Raw genomic sequence first — 16519 nt, 5'->3', positions numbered from 1 at the left:
GCGCCGGGCCGCCGCAACATGGCGCGCCGACGCGCAGAGGGCGGCGGAGACCGCGACAGGGGAGACGAGACGCATGGCCTATCTGGGGTTGGATCTGGGCACTTCGGGCGTGAAGGCGCTGCTGATAGGAGAAGATCAGAGGATCCTCGGCTCCGCCCATGCGCCGCTGACGGTCTCGCGGCTTCATCCGGGCTGGTCCGAGCAGGATCCCGCCGACTGGATCTCCGCGACGGAGGCCGTCCTCGACGCGCTGCGGGCGGAGCAGGGCGCGGCGCTCTCCGGGCTGCGGGGGATCGGGCTTTCCGGCCACATGCACGGCGCGACGGTTCTGGACGCCGAAGACCGCCCCTTGCGCCCCTGCATCCTCTGGAACGACGTGCGCAGCCATGTCGAGGCGGCGGAGCTGGACGCCGATCCGCGATTCCGGGCGCTCACCGGCAACATCGTCTTTCCGGGCTTCACCGCGCCCAAGCTGCTCTGGATCCGGCGCCATGAGCCGGAGCTCTTCGCGAAGATCCGCCGGGTGCTGCTGCCGAAGGACCATCTGCGGCTCTGGCTGACGGGCGAAGCCGTCTCCGAGATGTCGGACGCCTCGGGCACCTCCTGGCTGGACGTCGGAGGACGGCGCTGGTCGCCGGAGCTTCTGGCCGCCACGGATCTCGACGCGGACCGGATGCCTCGGCTGGTCGAGGGCTCGGAGGTCTCCGGGCGCCTGAGGCCGGATCTGGCGGCGCGCTGGGGTCTGCCGCCGGGCGTGGTCGTGGCGGGCGGGGCGGGCGACAACGCCGCCTCGGCCTGCGGCGTGGGGGCGGCGCGGCCCGGCGCGGCCTTCGCCTCGCTCGGGACTTCGGGCGTGCTCTTCGCCTCGACGGCGGGATTCGCGCCCAATCCGGCGAGCGCCGTCCACGCCTTCTGTCACGCCCTGCCGGGGATCTGGCATCAGATGGGGGTGATCCTCTCGGCGGCCGACGCGCTGAACTGGTTCGGGCGGGTCATGGGCCGCGAGGGCGCCGACCTCGTCGCGGCGCTCGGCGAGACGCCGCGCGCGCCTTCGGGCGTGGCCTTCCTGCCCTATCTCTCGGGCGAGCGCACGCCCCATAACGACGCCGCCGCGCGGGGCGCCTTCCTGGGGCTCGGGCATGAGGCGGGCCCCGAGGCTCTGACGCAGGCCGTGCTGGAGGGCGTCGCCTTCGCCTTCCGCGACAGCCTGGCGGCTCTGGAGCAGGCGGGGACGCGGCTGGAGCGCGTGACGGCGGTGGGCGGAGGCTCGCGCTCGCGGCTCTGGCTGAAGATCCTCGCGACGGCGCTGGATCTGCCGGTGGATCTGCCCGCCGACGGAGATTTCGGCGCGGCCTTCGGCGCGGCGCGTCTGGGGCTCATCGCGGCGGAGGGCGCCGATCCTCTGGCGATCTGCGCGCCGCCCCTCATCCGCGAGAGCTTCGACCCGGACCCCGCCCTGCGCGGCCCCTATGACGAGGCCTACGCCCGCTGGCGGAGGCTCTATCCTGCGCTGAAGGGCGTCGCCTGAAGCGCGACGCCCCGCAGGTCCGGGTTCAGAGCAGCGAGCGTTCGTCGCGGCCCATGAAGCGGAAGGCCGCGTAGACCGCGATTCCGCTGATGACCAGCAGCAGGCTCGACAGGGCGGCGGCGGTTCCGAAATCGCCGTCGAGGATCAGCTGATAGATCCGCACCGGCATGGTGATCGTGCGCCCCACATAGAGCACCAGCGAAGACGACAGCTCGTTGATCGCCGTCACGAAGCTCAGCATGGCGCCCGCGATCACGCCCGGCAGGATCAGCGGGACGGTCACCTTCAGGAAGCTCCGGAAGGGACTGTAGCCCAGCGAGATCGCCGCCTCCTCCAGACTCGGCGAGATCTGCCGCAGCGCCGTCGAGGTGGTGCGCACCGCATAGGGCAGACGCCGGATGAAGATCGACAGGACGATGATCAGCGCCGTGCCCGTCAGCGCGAGGGGCGGGCCGTTGAACACCGACACATAGGCGATGCCGATGACGATCCCCGGCATGACGTAGGGGATCATGAAGGCGCCGTCCAGCAGCGAGGTGTTGAGGTTGGTCCGCCGCGCCACCAGCACGCCGATCAGCGTGCCCGCCGCCACGATCAGCGCCACCGCCGAAACCGAGAAGACCAGCGAATTCCGCACCACGTCGCCGAGATTGTAGAGGATCCGCTCGTAGCTCTGGAGCCCGAAGCCCGGCTGGAAGACCGGACCGCGCGTCTTGCGGAAGGAGTAGATCGCCGAGATGATCACCGGCAGGGCTCCGCAGAAGCCGATGAGATAGACCGCGGCGTGAGCCAGGGCGTTGCGCCAGCCGCTCAGCCGGATCTTCACCGGCTTGTTGATCAGATTGCCGTGATAGACGTTCCGGCGCGACAGATAGCGCTGGAGCAGCACGAAGATCATGGACAGCAGGATCAGCGCCACGCTGATGGCCGTCGCCATGGACATGTTGGAGCCGACTTCCGCCGAATAGAGCGTATAGGCCTCCGTCGCGAGCACGTTGTAGCCCCGGCCCAGAAGCTGCGGCGTGCCGAAATCGGCGATGGCGTGGATCAGCGCCAGCAATCCGCCCGCCGAGAGCGCCGGAAAGACCAGCGGAAAGGAGATCTTGCGCACCCTCTGCCAGGGCGTCAGGCCGAGGCTCTCGGCGGCCTCCTCGAGCGAGCGGTTGACGTTGCCCAGAGCCCCCGACACCATCAGATAGACATAGGGATAGAACTTGAAGGCGAAGACCATCAGGATCCCCGCCAGCCCGTAGATGGGCGGGATGCTCACCCCCACGTCGCGCAGGCCGCGCCGCACGAGCCCGTTGGCGCCGAAGAGCACGATCCAGGAATAGGCCCCGATGAAGGGCGGCGAAACCAGCGCCAGAATCGCCATGAGCGACACGAAGCGCGAGCCCCGGATCTCGAAGCGCGAGAGGCAGAAGGCCATGATCGAGCCCAGAAGCAGGGCGCCGAACATGCCTCCGAACCCCACGACGAGCGTGTTCAGGAAGGCCCGCTGAAAACGCGGCTCGGTCAGCAGACGCTGATAATTGGCGAAGGTGGCGTCGCCCTGGGCGTCGTAGAAGCCGCCGAGCAGCACCGAGCCCACCGGCAGGAACAGAAGCAGCAGAAGAAGGCCCCAGGTGAAGGCCGCGACGAGGGTCCAGAAGTTCCAGCGCATGGCTCAGCCCTCCAGCTTCACGCGGGCGCCCGCGGCGTCGAAGGCCATGAGGGCGTCGCGGGGGATGGCCGCCCGCGCCGCCTCGCCGGGCGCGAAGGCGGCGATCAGGCCCGGATCGGCGATCTGCGCCACCAGAGGCCCCAGATCGGTGGCGAGCCGCACATGGGCTTCGCGGCCCAGATAGGTGAACTGCTCCACCCGCCCGAGGACCACGGCCTCCTTCTCCGAAGCCTCTTCGGCCTCCTGAGGCGGCAGCAGCCGCAGCCGCTCGGGCCGCACGGCCCAGAGCGTCGCCCGAGGGGCCTTCAGGCCCAGATGCGAAAGATCCGACTCCAGCGCGGGCGAGGGCTCCAGGCGGTTCAGCGTGCCGACGAACTCGGCGACGAAGCGCGTCTGCGGATCGCCGTAGATCTCCTGCGGCGTCCCGATCTGCTCGATGCGCCCCGCGTTCATCACGCAGATGCGGTCCGAGATGGCGAGCGCCTCCTCCTGGTCGTGGGTGACGTAGATGGCGGCGATGTCGATCTGTTTCTGAAGGGCGCGGATCTCCTCGCGCAGCTCGACGCGCAGCTTGGCGTCGAGGTTGGACAGCGGCTCGTCCATCAGCAGCAGCCGCGGCCGGATCACGATGGCCCGCGCGATGCCGATGCGCTGCTGCTGTCCGCCCGACATGGCGGCGGGCAGGCGCTCGGCCAGATGTCCGAGCCGCACCTTCTCCAGAGCCTCGCCGACGCGGGCCCTGATCTCGGCGGGCGCGACCTTGCGCGGCTTGAGCCCGAAGGCCACGTTGTCGAAGACGCTCAGATGCGGAAAGACGGCGTAATCCTGAAACACCATGCCGATGTCGCGCTTGTGCGGCGGGATGCGGCGCAGATCCTCGCCGTCGAGCCGGATCTCTCCGGAGGTCAGGTCGTTGAAGCCCGCCAGAGCGCGCAGCAGGGTGGTCTTGCCGCAGCCGCTCGGCCCGAGCAGCGTGAAGAATTCGCCGCGCTCGACGTTCAGACTCACATCCTGCAGCGCGGTGAAGCCGGCGAACTCCTTGCGCGCCCGGACGACGTCCAGATAGGCCATGCGCCTCTCTCCCTCTCTGATTTCCGCCTCTCACGGAGCGATTTCGGGGATGATACACGCTGCGGATTTCCGGGACGCAAGATTTTTCGTTCCAGTTCGGAAAGCCTCCTGTAAGATCTCCCCAAGAACGAGAACCCGGCGTCCGGAATGGAACGCCGGACATCCGGGAGGAGATTCATGTCAGTTTCACGACGTTCCGTCTTGAGCCTTTCCGCCGCCGCGCTTCTGGCGCTGGGCGCGCCCGCCTTCGCCCGGAGCGGCCCGGTGGTGATCTACACCGCGCATAAATCCTCCATCGTGGACGAGCTGCTGCCGGTCTTCGAGAAGGAGACCGGGCTGAAGGCCGAAGTGGTCAAGCTCGGTTCGGGCGACATCGCCCGCCGCGCCCGCGCCGAGGCCGGAGCTCCCGCCGCCGACGTGATCTGGTCCATCTCGGGCGGCCAGCTGAACGAGCTCGCCGAGATCCTCGCGCCCTATGCGCCCAGGGACGCCGACAGCATCGATCCGCAATTCGGCCGCCATGAAGCCTGGACCCCCTATACGGCGGTGGTCTACGTGCTGGCGGTCAACACCGACGAGCTCTCCCTCGACGAGGCGCCGAAAAGCTGGGAGGCCCTCCGCGATCCGAAGTGGAAGGGCCAGGTCGCCAGCGCCCGCGCCGACGGCTCCGGCTCGGCGATGCAGCAGCTCCAGACCGTGCTGAGCGTCTACGGAGACGCAGGCTGGGACGTCTACAAGGAGATCGCGGCGAATTTCGTCTTCACCAACAGCTCGGGCGCCGTGCCGCGCTTCGTCGCCGACGCCGAGACCTCCATGGGCCTGACCCTGGAGGACAACGCCCTCGAATACGTCCATGGCGGGGCGCCCATGGGGATCGTCCACCTGACCGACGGCACCGCCATCACGCCCGACGGCGTGGCGCTGGTCAAGGGCGGGCCCAATCCCGAAGGCGGCAAGGCCTTCATCGACTGGGCGCTCTCGAAGGACACCCAGGAGCGCCTCGCGCGCGACATCGGCCGCCGCTCGGTGCGCACGGACGTGGCCGGGCCTCCGGGCACGCCGGACCTCGCCGATCTGAACGTGGTCGCGGTCAAGGAGCTGAACGAGCTCGGCGGCGCCGAAGAGGTTCTGGCCAGGTGGCGCGCCGCCATCGGCGAATGAGACGCTGAAAGGGGCTTGAGCCATGATCGCCTGCGAAGCCTTCTCCCAGGGCAAGCTGCTCGCGCGGCCGGAGGCCAACGAGGACGCCTTCCTCCTGGCGCCCGGACGGGGCCATGTCGTGATCGACGGGGTCTCCGACCGCACGGGCGCGCGGCTCGACGGGATGGCGACGGGGCTTTTCGTGGCTCAGGCCGTGCGGAGGGCCTTCCTGCGGCTCTTCGCGGAGGATTCCGGAGCGCCGGGCGCGGCGGGGGGCTGGTTCGGCGGGGCGGAGGATCTGGTCCGCCGCCTCTCCGGCGCCGTGGAGGCCGCCTATGCGGCGGCGGGCGCGGCTGAGGCCGTCGCGGCGGACCCGCGCCTGCGGGGCGGCTGCGCCTTCGCGGCGGTCCTGCATGTCGGGGATCGGCTGGAGTTCGTCGGGCTCGGGGATTGCGGCGTGCGCGTCAACGGCGCGGAGACGCTGCTCTTTCCCAAGGATCTGGATTCCATCACCGCCACGCTGCGTCGCGAGGCCTGGCGCCGCTTCGAGGCGCGGGGACTGACGCCGGAGGCCTGCGACGCCCTCGCGCGACGCATGGTCCAGGGCGGGCTCGCGCATCAGGAGGCGGGGTCTCCGACCGCCGATCCGGCCTTCCTGGCCGAGGTCGAGGCGGCGTTGCGGAGGCAGCGCGGGCGGCTCTGGCCGCATGTCCCCGAGGCGGAGTTCGCCGAGCTGATCGCCGGAGGAATCGCCCATGGACAGGACCGCTTCCTCGACGAGGAAGGGCGGGTTCTCGGCTATGGCGCGATGAACGGCGCGCCGACGCCCGCGCGCTTCATCGAGGCGAGAAGCTGGGCTCTGGCGGAGGTCGAGACTCTGGAGCTGTTCAGCGACGGCTATTTCGCCCTCGGCGAGGGCTTCGGCGTGGCCTCCTGGGAGGCGGCCGCGCGGCGCGTCGAGGCGGAGGATCCGCACAAGCTCGAAGCCTGGCTGAGCACCAAGGGCTCGACGCCCGACGGCCCCGCCGACGACCGCACCTATCTGGGCCTGCGCCTCCGCTGAGGAGGGAGCGCCCGCCGTCTCCCGGGAGGCGGCGGGGGAAGGCTCTCAACCCGCCTTGTGGAAGGCGATCACCGGACGCGCCGCCTCTTCGGCTTCGAGGTGGGCGAAGGCCTTGTGCGGCACCAGCACCACCCGCAGCTCCGCCGTCTCGCCCTCGGCCTGCTCGACGAAGCGCAGGCCCCGGGCCTCCAGCGGCGCGCGGTCCTGGGCTTCGAGATGGGGCTCGACGCAGACCACCCGGCCCGGATGCGCCCGCGTCAGATGGAGGGCGATCTCCAGGGCGGGGCTCTCGCGCAGATCGCCGATGTCCGGCTTGTAGGCGAGCCCGAAACAGGCGATCCGCGCCCCCGCCGGCGCCGAGGCCACGGTCTCCTCGATGCGGTCGATGGTCCAGCGGGTCTTGTCGAGGTTCACCCGCCGCGCCGAAGCCATGAGCGGCGTCAGATCCGGCCAGGCCTTGATGATGAACCAGGGGTCCACCGCGATGCAATGGCCGCCCACCCCCACGCCGGGCTGAAGGATCTTCACCCGCGGATGATGGTTCGCCAGACGGATCACCTCCCAGGGATCGACGCCCGCCCGCGCGCAGACCATCGACAATTCGTTGGCGAAGGCGATGTTCACATCGCGGAAAGCGTTCTCCGTGAGCTTGCACATCTCCGCCGCCCGGGCGGTGGTCTGATGGATCTCGCCCTTGCAGAAGCGCCCGTAGAGCGCCGCGCCGCGCCGCGCGCCTTCGGCGTCGAGGCCGCCCATGACGCGGTCGTTCTCGGTCAGCTCGCGCATCATGGCGCCGGGGATGATCCGCTCGGGGCAATAGCAGAAGGAGGGGCCGGGACCGCCCTCGAACAGCTCGGGCCGCATCTCGCGCAGGATGTCGCGGGCCCATTCGGTCGTCCCCACCGGAGAGGTGGATTCGATGATGAAGGTCGAATCCGCATTCGCGTGAGGCGCCATGGCGCGACAGGCCGCCTCCACGAAGCTCATGTCCGGGGCGTGGCCCTCGGCGACGGGGGTCGGCACCGCCACGATGAAATGCGCGGCCGCCGCAGGCGCGAGACCCACGCTCAGGGCGCCGGACTCGACCACCGCCCGCAGGCGGTCGGGGAGGCCGGGCTCGTCGAAGGGAGCCTCGCCCCGGCTCAGCGTGGCGATGCGGCGGGCGTTGAGGTCGTAGCCATGGACTCGCAGGCCCTGTTCGGCCATCACCACCGCCAGAGGAAGGCCGATGTAGCCCATGCCCGCGATGCAGACGTCAGGAGATTTCCGCGCGGCGCTCATGACGAAAGCCCCTGGCGCAGGCGCGAAGGGGAGAGGCTCGAAGGGAGGTCGTGAATTCGGGACATGGCGGACGCCGATCTCTCTGAACGGTTGAGAAGCGCGCGGCTCCGGCGCGGCGCCGCCCTGGAAAGATGCCGCCCTCGCGTTTAAATTCCCTCAAGACTTCAGGCGCAAGACGGGGATTTCCGCCGGAAGTCCCCGGTTCAGGCTGAAGTTCAGGATTCAGGCGGGGCGGCCTCGATCCTTTCGGCCTTCAGCCGCTTCAGATGCTCCTCCTGGCGCAGGCGTCCGGCTTCGATATGGCGTCCCATGGCCGCGCGGGCGCCTTCCTCGTCGCGCTCCGCGATGCGCTCCAGCACGAGGCCATGTTCGCGCACCACCTCCTCGGCCCGGGCGTGAGGGTGGAAGTGGATCAGATGGCGCATGAAGAGCCTCTCGTCCTCCTGGGCGTATTCCAGGCGGCGGGCGGCGTCGAGGAAGCGCTCGTTGGCGGTGGCCCGCGCGATGGCCTCGTGAAAGAGATAGTCGAAGTGATGGGTGATGCGGCCTGATTCATGGGCCGTCTGGAACTGCTCCATGGCGGCGCGCATGCGGTCGAGATCCTCCGGACTGCGGCGGCGGGCCGCGAGGAAGGCCGCTTCGGGCTCCAGCATCTGGCGGAACTCCAGATCCTCGAGCATGGTCCGGGCGTGGCGGAGGACGTCGCCGCCCGAGCGCAGGCGCGCCGCAAGCAGATGGTCCAGCCGCGCCACATAGCTGCCCGAGCCGCGCAGGGACTCCACCAGGCCCTCGGCGCGGAGCTTCTCCAGAGCCTGGCGCACGATGGGTCGGGAGACGCCGAAGATCGCGGTCAGCTCCGGCTCCGAGGGCAGGCGGTCGCCGGTGGGGAAGCGGCCCGAGACGATGGCGTGGATCAGGCTGCGCCGCACGCGCTCATGGGCGCCGCCCGGACGATCCGTCTCGAAAAGCTCCCGTCCGCCTTCGGGGATCTCGTCGCGCGCCCTGCGCTTCTCCTTCATCGCCGCGAGGCTCCTTCAGATGCAGCGTCCGCCGTCCACGTTCAGGGCGACGCCGGTGATCATGCCCGCCTCCTCCGAGCAGAGGAAGGCGGCGGCGGCGCCCATGTCCTGCGGCGTCGAGAAGCGCCCGAGCGGGATGCTCGCCAGGAACCTCGCCCGGATCTCCGGGCTGTCGCCGCCCATGAAGGTCTTGAGGAGGGGCGTTTCTCCGGCCACCGGATTCAGGGCGTTGACCCGCACGCCGAAGGGCGCCAGCTCGACGGCCATGGCCTGGGTGGCCGAGATCATCCAGCCTTTCGAAGCGTTGTACCAGGTCAGGTTCGGGCGCGGGCTGACGCCCCCCGTCGAGGCGATGTTGAGGATCGCGCCGGACCTCTGCGCCTTGAAGACCGGAACCACCGCCCGCGCGCCGAGATAGACCGCCCGGACGTTCACCGCCATGATGCGGTCGAATTCGGCTTCTTCGAGGCTCTCCATGGGCCGGGGCGCATGGCCGATCCCGGCGTTGTTGACGAGGACGTCCAGCCCGCCGAAGCGCGCCCGCGCCAGATCCACGGCGGCGGAGAAGCTCGCGCCTTCGGTCACGTCGGCCTCCAGAGGCGCCGCCTCGCCTCCCGCCGCGTTCAGGGATTCCGCCACGGCGCGCAGGCGCGGCCCGTCGCGGTCCATGAGGATCACGCGCGCGCCCTCCTCGACGAATCTGCGCGCGATCCCCTCGCCGAAGCCCGAGGCGGCGCCGGTCACGAGGGCGATCCTGTCCTTCAGCCGCATGCTGTCTCTCCTCGCCTGTCCGGCGCCCGTCAGTCGATCCGGATGACGACGCTCTTGGTGTTCAGATATTCGTGGAGATGCTCCACGCCGCCTTCGCGCCCGAAGCCGCTCATCTTGTAGCCGCCGAAGGGCAGGGCGGGGTCTATGGCGTGATAGGCGTTCACCCAGACCGAGCCCGCCCGGATCCGGTTCGCCAGACGATGGGCCGTCGAGAGGTCGCGCGTGAAGATCCCCGCCGCGAGGCCGTAAGGCGTGGCGTTGGCGCGGGCGACGACCTCCTCCAGATCGTCGAAGGGCATGGCCGAGATCACCGGGCCGAAGATCTCCTCGCGGGCGATGGTCATCTCGTCGGCGACTCCGGCGAAGACGGTCGGCCGGATGAAGTTGCCATACGCGAAGAAGCCCTCCGAGAGCCGCCCGCCGCCCGCCTCCAGACGCGCGCCCTCGGCGCGGCCCTTGTCGAGATAGCCGAGCACCCGCTCCATCTGGCGGCGCGAGACCAGAGGCCCGATCTCGGTTTCCGGCTCGATTCCCCGGCCGACGCGCAGGCCCTCCGCGAAGGCGGCCAGCCGCGCGACGAATTCGTCATGGATCGCCCGCGCCACGAAGAGCCGCGAGCCCGCGATGCAGATCTGTCCGGAATTGCCGAAGACCGCCATGGCCGCCAGAGGGACGGCGCGCTCCAGATCGGCGTCGGCGCAGACGATCACCGGAGACTTGCCGCCCAGCTCCAGCGAGACGCGCTTCAGATTCCCCGCCGAAGCCCGCAGGATGCTCTGACCCGTGGCGGTGGAGCCGGTGAAGACCAGCTTGTCCACGTCGGGATGTTCGGCCAGAGGCGCGCCCGCCGCCTGCCCGGTCCCGGTGACGACGTTGACCACGCCCTCGGGGACTCCCGCCTCGGCCATGATCTCCGCGATGAGGAGGGGCGTCAGGGGCGCCTCCTCGGAGGGCTTGAGCACCACCGCGCAGCCCGTCGCCAGAGCCGGGCCGATCTTCCAGAGCGTCGAGGCGGTCGGGCCGTTCCACGGGATGATCGCGCCCACCACCCCGACGGGCTCCCTGCGGGTGAAGGCCGCGTATTCGCCGACCGGCAGGGAGTCCGAAATGGTCTCGCCATGGAGCGCCGTGGCCATGCCCGCATAGAAGCGCAGCGTTCCGAGCGCGCGATGGCGGTTCGCCCGGCTGCGCGTGATGGGCATGCCCATGTCCAGAGTGTCGGAGAGGGCGATCTCCTCCCAATGTTTCTCGAAGAGATCGGCGATCTTCAGCAGCAGGGCCTGACGGGCGGCGGGCTTGAAGCGGCTCCAGGGGCCTTCGAGCGCCGCGCGGGCGGCCTTCACGGCGCGGTCGACGTCGGCGGCGGATCCGGCGGGGACGGTCGCCAGCAGCGCGCCCGTGGCGGGGTCGCGGGTCTCGAAGACCTCGCCGGAAAGCGCCTCGACCCAGGCGCCGCCGATGAACATCCTGCGATGGGAGCCGTCGACGGGCCGGAGAAAACCAGAAGATGAGGACATGAGGTCGCCCTTGAGCTATTCGACGCGGCCGCTGGCGGAGTCCTGTCCGCGTCCGGGCCGCCAGACGGGATCGGGGCGCGTCCAGAGCGCGGGATTACGGATCGCCTCCGCCAGGGCCCGGGCCTGGATCTCCAGGAATCTTTCGCCCTTTTCGGGGCTGGCGCTGCGGGGATCGCCCCAGGTTCCGGTGACCGGCGCGCGCTCGGAGAAGGAGTAGAAGCGCGCGAAGCCCGCCGGAGCATGGACCGCCGGAGGCGCCTGACGCATGGCCTCTTCGAGCTGGTCCCTCCGCACGAGATCGGGCGCCACGGCCATCATCACCGAGGTCTCGCCTTCGCAGGCGTGTTTCGGGCCCTTGTCGGATTCGAAGACCGCCGCGACCTTCTCGGGCTCCAGAAACCAGGGCGTCGTCGCGACGATGGGCAGCTCATGGGCCACGGCCAGCTCCCGCACGATCACCGCCAGAGGATCGACGTTGCCGCCATGGCCGTTGACGATCAGCAGCCGCGCGAAGCCCAGAGCCTTCAGCGAACGCGCGACCCCTTCCAGCATGGCGGCGTAGGCCTTGAAATCCACGCTGATGGTGCCGCCGAAGGGCAGATGATGTTCGCTCATCCCGAGCCAGAGCCCCGGCAGCACCGCCACGGGCGTCTCCGCCGCGACCAGCCGCGCCGCCCGGATCGCCGCCGCGCTGGCGCTGGCGGTGTCGGTGATCACCGGCAGATGCGGGCCATGCTGCTCCAGCGAGCCCACGGGCAGGATCGCCAGAGCCTCGGGCCGGGCCGCGATCTCGCGCAATTGGGGGGCGGTCAGGCGCGCCCATTCGACTTCGGTCATGATCGCTCCTTCAGGCGAGGACGGGCCAGGGTTTCTGCGCCGGACGAAGCGTCTCGAAGAGCCGCGCCAGACGCAGGACGCCCGGATCGTCATGGCGGCGCCCGGTGATCTGCAAGCCGATGGGCAGGCCGCTCCGTGTATATCCGCAATTGAGCGAAAGGGAAGGCTGCGCCGAAAGATTGAAGGCCACCGTATAGGCGATGTGCTCGAAAGGCTTCTGAGGGTCGTCGAGGGGCGAGGCAGATCCGGCGGCGTAGGCGACCACGGGCGCCGTGGGCGAAATCACGAAGTCGAAGACCTCCGTGGCCTTGAGCGCGGCCTCGCGGATGGCTTCGGTCTGCTCGAACCCGGCGTAGACCTCTTCGCCGCTCAGGCCCTGCGCCGTCTCGACCCAGGCCGTGATGTAGGGCAGGATCTTCGCGCGCTCCGCCTCGGGCAGGCGCTTCACCGCGGCCCAGGAGCGCGACCGCCAGAATTTGTCCAGGCCGTCGATCATGCCTCGGGTCAGGAAGGGCCCGAGGGGCTCCACCTGCGCGCCCGCGCCCTCGAAGAGCTTCGCCGCCGCCTCGACCGCCGCCCGCACCTCCGGATCCAGAGGCAGGCCGAAGCCCGGCTCCATCCAGAGCCCGATGCGCAGGGGTCCGGGGTTCGGCCCCTCCAGATCCATCCAGGGGAGATCCGCGAAGGGCAGCCCGAGGGAATCGCGGGAATCCGGCCGCGCAAGAACCGACATGTAGAGCGCGGCGTCCGCGACGGTTCGGGTCATGGGTCCGGCCACGCGGCCGATGAAGGGAGAATCCACCGGAATCCGTCCGAAGGAGGGCTTGAACCCGACGATCCCGCACCAGCCCGCAGGCAGACGGATCGAGCCGCCGAGATCCGTCCCGACATGCAGCGGCCCGTATCCCGCCGCCGCCGCCGCTCCGGCTCCGGCGCTGGAGCCGCCCGGATTGAGCCGCAGATCCCAAGGGTTGCGCGCCAGTTCATGAAAGCTGGAGAGCCCCGAAGAGAGCATCCCGAGATCGGGCATGGTGGTTTTCGCGAAGATCACGGCGCCGGATTCGCGGGTGCGGGCGGCGGGCGGAGCGTCCTCGGCGGCGGGGATCAGCGGCGCGGCGGCGCAGCCGAGCGGCGTCGGGACGCCTCTGGTCGGGATGTTGTCCTTGAGCGTCGCCGGAACGCCGTCGATGGGCCCGGCGGGCTCGCCCTTCAGCCAGCGGGCTTCGGAGGCGCGGGCCATGACGCGGGCGCCCTCGGGATCAGGGGCCCAGAGCGCCTTGAGCTTCGGCTCGGAGGCCTCGACCCGCTTCAGGACCGCCTCCAGCGTCTCGACGGGCGAGAGCCTGCGGCTCCGGTAGGCGCTGACGAGCTCCACGGCGGAGAGATCGGCGGGATTGGTCATGCGGGAGCCTCCTGAGCTGCGCGGGCGCGGCGTCGGCGTCCGGAGAAGGGTTTGGGCGCGGACTCGATCAGACGGCGCGTATAGGCGTGGCGCGGATGGGCGAAGACCTCGCCGGTGGGGCCTTCCTCGACGATCTTCCCCGCCTGCATCACCGCCACCCGATCCGTGATCGCGCGCACCACGCCGAGATCATGGCTGATGAAGAGATAGGACAATCCAAGACGTTCCTGCAAATCCATCATGAGATTCAGCACCTGCGCCTGAATCGAGACGTCGAGCGCCGAGACCGGTTCATCCGCCACGATCAGCGCCGGACGGGTGATCAGCGCCCTGGCCATGGCTATCCTCTGGCGCTGGCCGCCGGAGAATTCATGCGGATAGCGTCCGGCGGCCTCGGCGGGCAGGCCCACGGCCTCCAGCGCCTCGGCGATGCGGCTGGCGTGTTCGGCGCGGCCGGTCTCGGGCTGGAGGCTGGCGAGGGGCTCCAGCAGGATGCGCCGCACGTCGTGCCGGGGATCCAGAGAGCCGTAGGGATCCTGGAACACCGCCTGAAACTTCACGCGGGCGCGGCGCAGCCCGGCGCGGCTCAAGGCGTAGATGTCTTCTCCGTCGATGAGGACCTGTCCTCCCTGGGGGCGCTCCAGCCCCATGACGCAGCGCGCGAGCGTCGATTTCCCGCAGCCCGACTCCCCCACGATCCCGAGGCTGCTCCCGGCGGCCAGGGTCAGGCTCACGCCCCGGACCGCCCGCAGGACCGGCCTCGGCGCGAAGAGCGAGGGCCGGGGCAGGGGATATTCCCGCACGAGGTCGCGGACTTCCAGCAAAGGGGCGGCGGTCCTCATGGCGCTGCGCCTCCGGCGCGCGGATGCAGGCAGGCGACGAGATGCGGCCAGCGCCCGCCTTCCGCCTCCAGCGGCTTCAGAGGCGGCGAGATCCTCAGGCAGTCGGCCTGAACCGAGGCGCAGCGCTCGGCGAAGACGCAATGGGCGGGCCTGCGCGCGGGATCGGGGACCATGCCCGGAATCGCCTTGAGCCGGGGACGCGGCTCTCCCGGCGCGCGGCGCAGGTCCAGCCCGTAGGGCGAGGCCGCGAACAATCCGTGAGCATAGGGATGCGCCATGCGGGCGAAGACCTTCTCCGTGGGGCCGGTCTCCAGGATGCGGCCCGCATACATCACCGCGATGCGGTCGGCGGTCTCCGAGACCACCCCGAGATCATGGGTGATGAGCAGAAGCGCCGCCCCGGTCTCCTCGACGATCTCGTCGAGCAGATCGAGGATCTGCGCCTGAACCGTCACGTCGAGGGCGGTGGTGGGCTCGTCGGCGATGAGCAGATCCGGGCCGCAGGCCACCGCCATGGCGATCATCACGCGCTGGCGCTGTCCGCCCGAGAGCTGATGCGGATAAAGCCCCGGATCGAAGCGCGGGCCGGGCAGCCCGACCCGGTCCAGCAGCCGCCGCGCGACCGCCTCGGCTTCGGCGCGGCCTTCGCCCAGATGCAGACGCCGCCCCTCGGCGATCTGCGCGCCGATGCTCATGACGGGGTTCAGCGCGGTCATGGGTTCCTGAAAGATCATGGCGATGCGGCGTCCGCGCAGACGGCGCATCCGCTCTTCGGGCAGGGCGGGCAGATCGTCGCCCTTGAAGCGGAGTCCGCCGCTCACCCGCATCTGCTCGGGCAGCAGCCCCATGATCGCCAGAGCGGTCAGGGACTTGCCGCTTCCCGATTCCCCCACCAGCCCCAGACGCTCGCCGCGCTCCAGAACCAGCGAGAGGCCCGACAGAAGCTCCACGCCGCCAGTCCCGAGCGCCACCGTCAGGCCGTCCAGTTCGAGGAGGGGGGCGCTCATCTCCGGCGCCTCACACGGGGGTCGAGCAGATCGCGCAGCCCGTCGCCGAGCAGGTTCAGCCCCAGAACCGTGATGGTGATCGCCAGGCCGGGGAAGATCGCCAGGTGCGGCGCGCCGTAGATGTAGGTCTGGGAATCGCTGAGCATCTTGCCCCAGCTCGCCTGAGGCGGCTGCGCCCCGAGCCCGACATAGGAGAGCCCCGCCTCCGCCACCACGGCGAGGGCGAATTGAATCGTCGCCTGGACGATCAGCACGTGATTGATGTTGGGCAGGATGTGCCGCCAGGTGATCGCCGCGTCCCCGAGCCCCGCGCAGCGCGCCGCCAGCACATAGTCGCGCTTCCACAGCCCCATCGCGGCGCCGCGCGTCACGCGGGCGAAGACGGGGATGTTGAAGATCCCGATGGCGATCATGGCGTTGGTCGCCGAAGGCCCGAAGATCGCCGTGACGATCACCGCCGTCAGCAGGGCCGGAAAGGCGAAGGCCAGATCCGAAAGCCGCATGACGAATCCGTCGATCCAGCCGCCCCGCGCCGCCGCCAGAGCTCCCAGCGGAACCCCGAGCCCCATGCCGACCGCCACCGCCGTCAACGCCACCTCCAGCGAATTGCGGGCTCCGGCCATGATCATCGAGAAGATGTCGCGGCCGAAATTGTCGGTGCCGAACCAGTGGGCGAGGCTCGGGCCCTGGAGCTTGTCGCGGATGCGCATGGCGTAGGGCGGCCAGGGCGTCCAGAACTCCGAGACGACCGCCATCCCCGCCGCCAGCAGCAGCACGACGAGTCCGATGGTCAGATTGCGGCTCCCGAGGACCGCCCGCAGCAGGCTCATCGGGCGCCTCCCGCCGAGAGCCGGGGATCCAGCCAGCCATAGGCGAGGTCCACGAGGAAATTCACGAAGATCACGCTGGCCGCCAGCAGCGTCACGAGGGACTGCACCGTCACGAGGTCGCGTTGCGCGATGGACTGGAAGATCAGCCGCCCCACCCCCGGCAGATTGAACACGTTTTCAATGATGATCGTCCCCGCCATCAGGAAGGAGAACTGCAGCCCGACGATGGTCGCCACCGGAATCAGGGCGTTGGGCGTGGCGTGCCGCCAGAGCGCCGCCCGCGAGGTCAGGCCCTTGGCGCGGGCGGTGCGGATGAAATCCTCGCCGAGGGCCTCGATCACCGCCGAGCGCGTCACGCGGGCGAGGATCGCCGCCAGAGGCAGCCCCAGAGCCAGAGCGGGCAGGATCAGCGAGCGCAGGCCCGGCCAGAGCCCGCCCTCCCATCCGGCGAATCCCGAGGCGGGCAGCCAGCGCAGATGCAGCGCGAAGAACAGCATCAGCAGCAGCCCGAGCCAGAAATTCGGAACGGCGACTCCGATCTGCGCGAT

At 70.0% G+C, this 16519-nt stretch carries 15 protein-coding genes; 3 read left to right on the top strand and 12 right to left on the bottom strand.

The genetic code is table 11. The annotated features are described in order from the left end of the window. Positions 1-73 precede the first annotated feature (73 nt). Positions 74-1528, top strand: coding sequence for a xylulokinase (xylB, locus tag PHN62_RS16780; RefSeq protein ID WP_300152517.1), 1455 nt, complete (start codon positions 74-76; stop codon positions 1526-1528). Positions 1529-1553: 25 nt separating this feature from the next. Here the strand turns inward: xylB and PHN62_RS16775 are convergent, their stop codons facing one another. After that, positions 1554-3191 carry an iron ABC transporter permease gene (locus PHN62_RS16775; RefSeq protein WP_300152513.1) on the bottom strand — a complete coding sequence of 546 codons (1638 nt, stop codon included), beginning with the start codon at positions 3189-3191 and terminating at the stop codon, positions 1554-1556. A gap of 3 nt (positions 3192-3194) precedes the next feature. Then, complete coding sequence (locus PHN62_RS16770) at positions 3195-4262, bottom strand: ABC transporter ATP-binding protein (RefSeq protein WP_300152500.1); 1068 nt, start codon at positions 4260-4262, stop codon at positions 3195-3197. Positions 4263-4463: 201 nt separating this feature from the next. Here PHN62_RS16770 and PHN62_RS16765 point away from each other — a divergent pair, with 201 nt between their 5' ends. Together PHN62_RS16765 and PHN62_RS16760 are read left to right on the top strand one after the other, a co-directional pair. Further along, the gene (locus PHN62_RS16765) at positions 4464-5423 is read left to right on the top strand and encodes an extracellular solute-binding protein (RefSeq protein WP_300152499.1); all 960 of its coding nucleotides are present in this window, start codon (positions 4464-4466) and stop codon (positions 5421-5423) included. A gap of 22 nt (positions 5424-5445) precedes the next feature. Further along, the gene (locus tag PHN62_RS16760) at positions 5446-6465 is read left to right on the top strand and encodes a hypothetical protein (RefSeq protein WP_300152498.1); all 1020 of its coding nucleotides are present in this window, start codon (positions 5446-5448) and stop codon (positions 6463-6465) included. A 45-nt stretch (positions 6466-6510) separates the two neighbouring features. Here the strand turns inward: PHN62_RS16760 and PHN62_RS16755 are convergent, their stop codons facing one another. The 10 genes from PHN62_RS16755 to PHN62_RS16710 all read right to left on the bottom strand — a co-directional run. Continuing rightward, positions 6511-7746 (bottom strand): nucleotide sugar dehydrogenase, encoded by a 1236-nt coding sequence (locus PHN62_RS16755; RefSeq protein ID WP_300152497.1) that lies wholly within the window; start codon positions 7744-7746, stop codon positions 6511-6513. Positions 7747-7961: 215 nt separating this feature from the next. Beyond that, positions 7962-8765, bottom strand: a complete 804-nt coding sequence (locus PHN62_RS16750) for a FadR/GntR family transcriptional regulator (protein ID WP_300152496.1) — start codon at positions 8763-8765, stop codon at positions 7962-7964. Positions 8766-8780: 15 nt separating this feature from the next. After that, positions 8781-9536 (bottom strand): glucose 1-dehydrogenase, encoded by a 756-nt coding sequence (locus PHN62_RS16745; protein WP_300152495.1) that lies wholly within the window; start codon positions 9534-9536, stop codon positions 8781-8783. Between the two features lie 29 nt (positions 9537-9565). Further along, complete coding sequence (locus PHN62_RS16740; RefSeq protein WP_300152494.1) at positions 9566-11053, bottom strand: aldehyde dehydrogenase family protein; 1488 nt, start codon at positions 11051-11053, stop codon at positions 9566-9568. Positions 11054-11068: 15 nt separating this feature from the next. Beyond that, positions 11069-11890, bottom strand: a complete 822-nt coding sequence (locus PHN62_RS16735) for a creatininase family protein (protein ID WP_300152493.1) — start codon at positions 11888-11890, stop codon at positions 11069-11071. A 10-nt stretch (positions 11891-11900) separates the two neighbouring features. Further along, on the bottom strand, positions 11901-13292 hold the full coding sequence (locus PHN62_RS16730) for an amidase (RefSeq protein WP_300152492.1): 1392 nt from the start codon (positions 13290-13292) through the stop codon (positions 11901-11903). After that, the gene (locus PHN62_RS16725) at positions 13289-14134 is read right to left on the bottom strand and encodes an ATP-binding cassette domain-containing protein (RefSeq protein ID WP_300152491.1); all 846 of its coding nucleotides are present in this window, start codon (positions 14132-14134) and stop codon (positions 13289-13291) included. Before PHN62_RS16725 ends, PHN62_RS16730 begins: the two co-directional genes overlap by 4 nt. Beyond that, the gene (locus PHN62_RS16720) at positions 14131-15141 is read right to left on the bottom strand and encodes an ABC transporter ATP-binding protein (RefSeq protein WP_300152490.1); all 1011 of its coding nucleotides are present in this window, start codon (positions 15139-15141) and stop codon (positions 14131-14133) included. Before PHN62_RS16720 ends, PHN62_RS16725 begins: the two co-directional genes overlap by 4 nt. Continuing rightward, the gene (locus tag PHN62_RS16715; protein WP_300152515.1) at positions 15138-15896 is read right to left on the bottom strand and encodes an ABC transporter permease; all 759 of its coding nucleotides are present in this window, start codon (positions 15894-15896) and stop codon (positions 15138-15140) included. The genes PHN62_RS16720 and PHN62_RS16715 overlap by 4 nt, the downstream gene beginning before the upstream one ends. A gap of 71 nt (positions 15897-15967) precedes the next feature. Beyond that, a partial coding sequence (locus tag PHN62_RS16710) for an ABC transporter permease (protein ID WP_300152489.1) occupies positions 15968-16519 on the bottom strand: 552 nt, incomplete at its 5' end.

Origin of the sequence: Neomegalonema sp. (assembly GCF_028688855.1) — a bacterium.
Classification (GTDB): domain Bacteria; phylum Pseudomonadota; class Alphaproteobacteria; order Rhodobacterales; family Rhodobacteraceae; genus Neomegalonema.
This window is presented reverse-complemented; position numbering and strand designations above follow the sequence as displayed.

Bases quoted from the DNA above. Each gene is read 5' to 3' on its own strand.
- PHN62_RS16755 (WP_300152497.1), bottom strand. From the start codon at position 7,746: ATGAGCGCCGCGCGGAAATCTCCTGACGTCTGCATCGCGGGCATGGGC.
- PHN62_RS16725 (WP_300152491.1), bottom strand. From the start codon at position 14,134: ATGAGGACCGCCGCCCCTTTGCTGGAAGTCCGCGACCTCGTGCGGGAA.
- PHN62_RS16730 (WP_300152492.1), bottom strand. From the start codon at position 13,292: ATGACCAATCCCGCCGATCTCTCCGCCGTGGAGCTCGTCAGCGCCTAC.
- PHN62_RS16720 (WP_300152490.1), bottom strand. From the start codon at position 15,141: ATGAGCGCCCCCCTCCTCGAACTGGACGGCCTGACGGTGGCGCTCGGG.
- PHN62_RS16715 (WP_300152515.1), bottom strand. From the start codon at position 15,896: ATGGCGGTCGTCTCGGAGTTCTGGACGCCCTGGCCGCCCTACGCCATG.
- PHN62_RS16775 (WP_300152513.1), bottom strand. From the start codon at position 3,191: ATGCGCTGGAACTTCTGGACCCTCGTCGCGGCCTTCACCTGGGGCCTT.
- PHN62_RS16770 (WP_300152500.1), bottom strand. From the start codon at position 4,262: ATGGCCTATCTGGACGTCGTCCGGGCGCGCAAGGAGTTCGCCGGCTTC.
- PHN62_RS16750 (WP_300152496.1), bottom strand. From the start codon at position 8,765: ATGAAGGAGAAGCGCAGGGCGCGCGACGAGATCCCCGAAGGCGGACGG.
- PHN62_RS16735 (WP_300152493.1), bottom strand. From the start codon at position 11,890: ATGACCGAAGTCGAATGGGCGCGCCTGACCGCCCCCCAATTGCGCGAG.
- PHN62_RS16760 (WP_300152498.1), top strand. From the start codon at position 5,446: ATGATCGCCTGCGAAGCCTTCTCCCAGGGCAAGCTGCTCGCGCGGCCG.
- PHN62_RS16745 (WP_300152495.1), bottom strand. From the start codon at position 9,536: ATGCGGCTGAAGGACAGGATCGCCCTCGTGACCGGCGCCGCCTCGGGC.
- PHN62_RS16740 (WP_300152494.1), bottom strand. From the start codon at position 11,053: ATGTCCTCATCTTCTGGTTTTCTCCGGCCCGTCGACGGCTCCCATCGC.
- xylB (WP_300152517.1), top strand. From the start codon at position 74: ATGGCCTATCTGGGGTTGGATCTGGGCACTTCGGGCGTGAAGGCGCTG.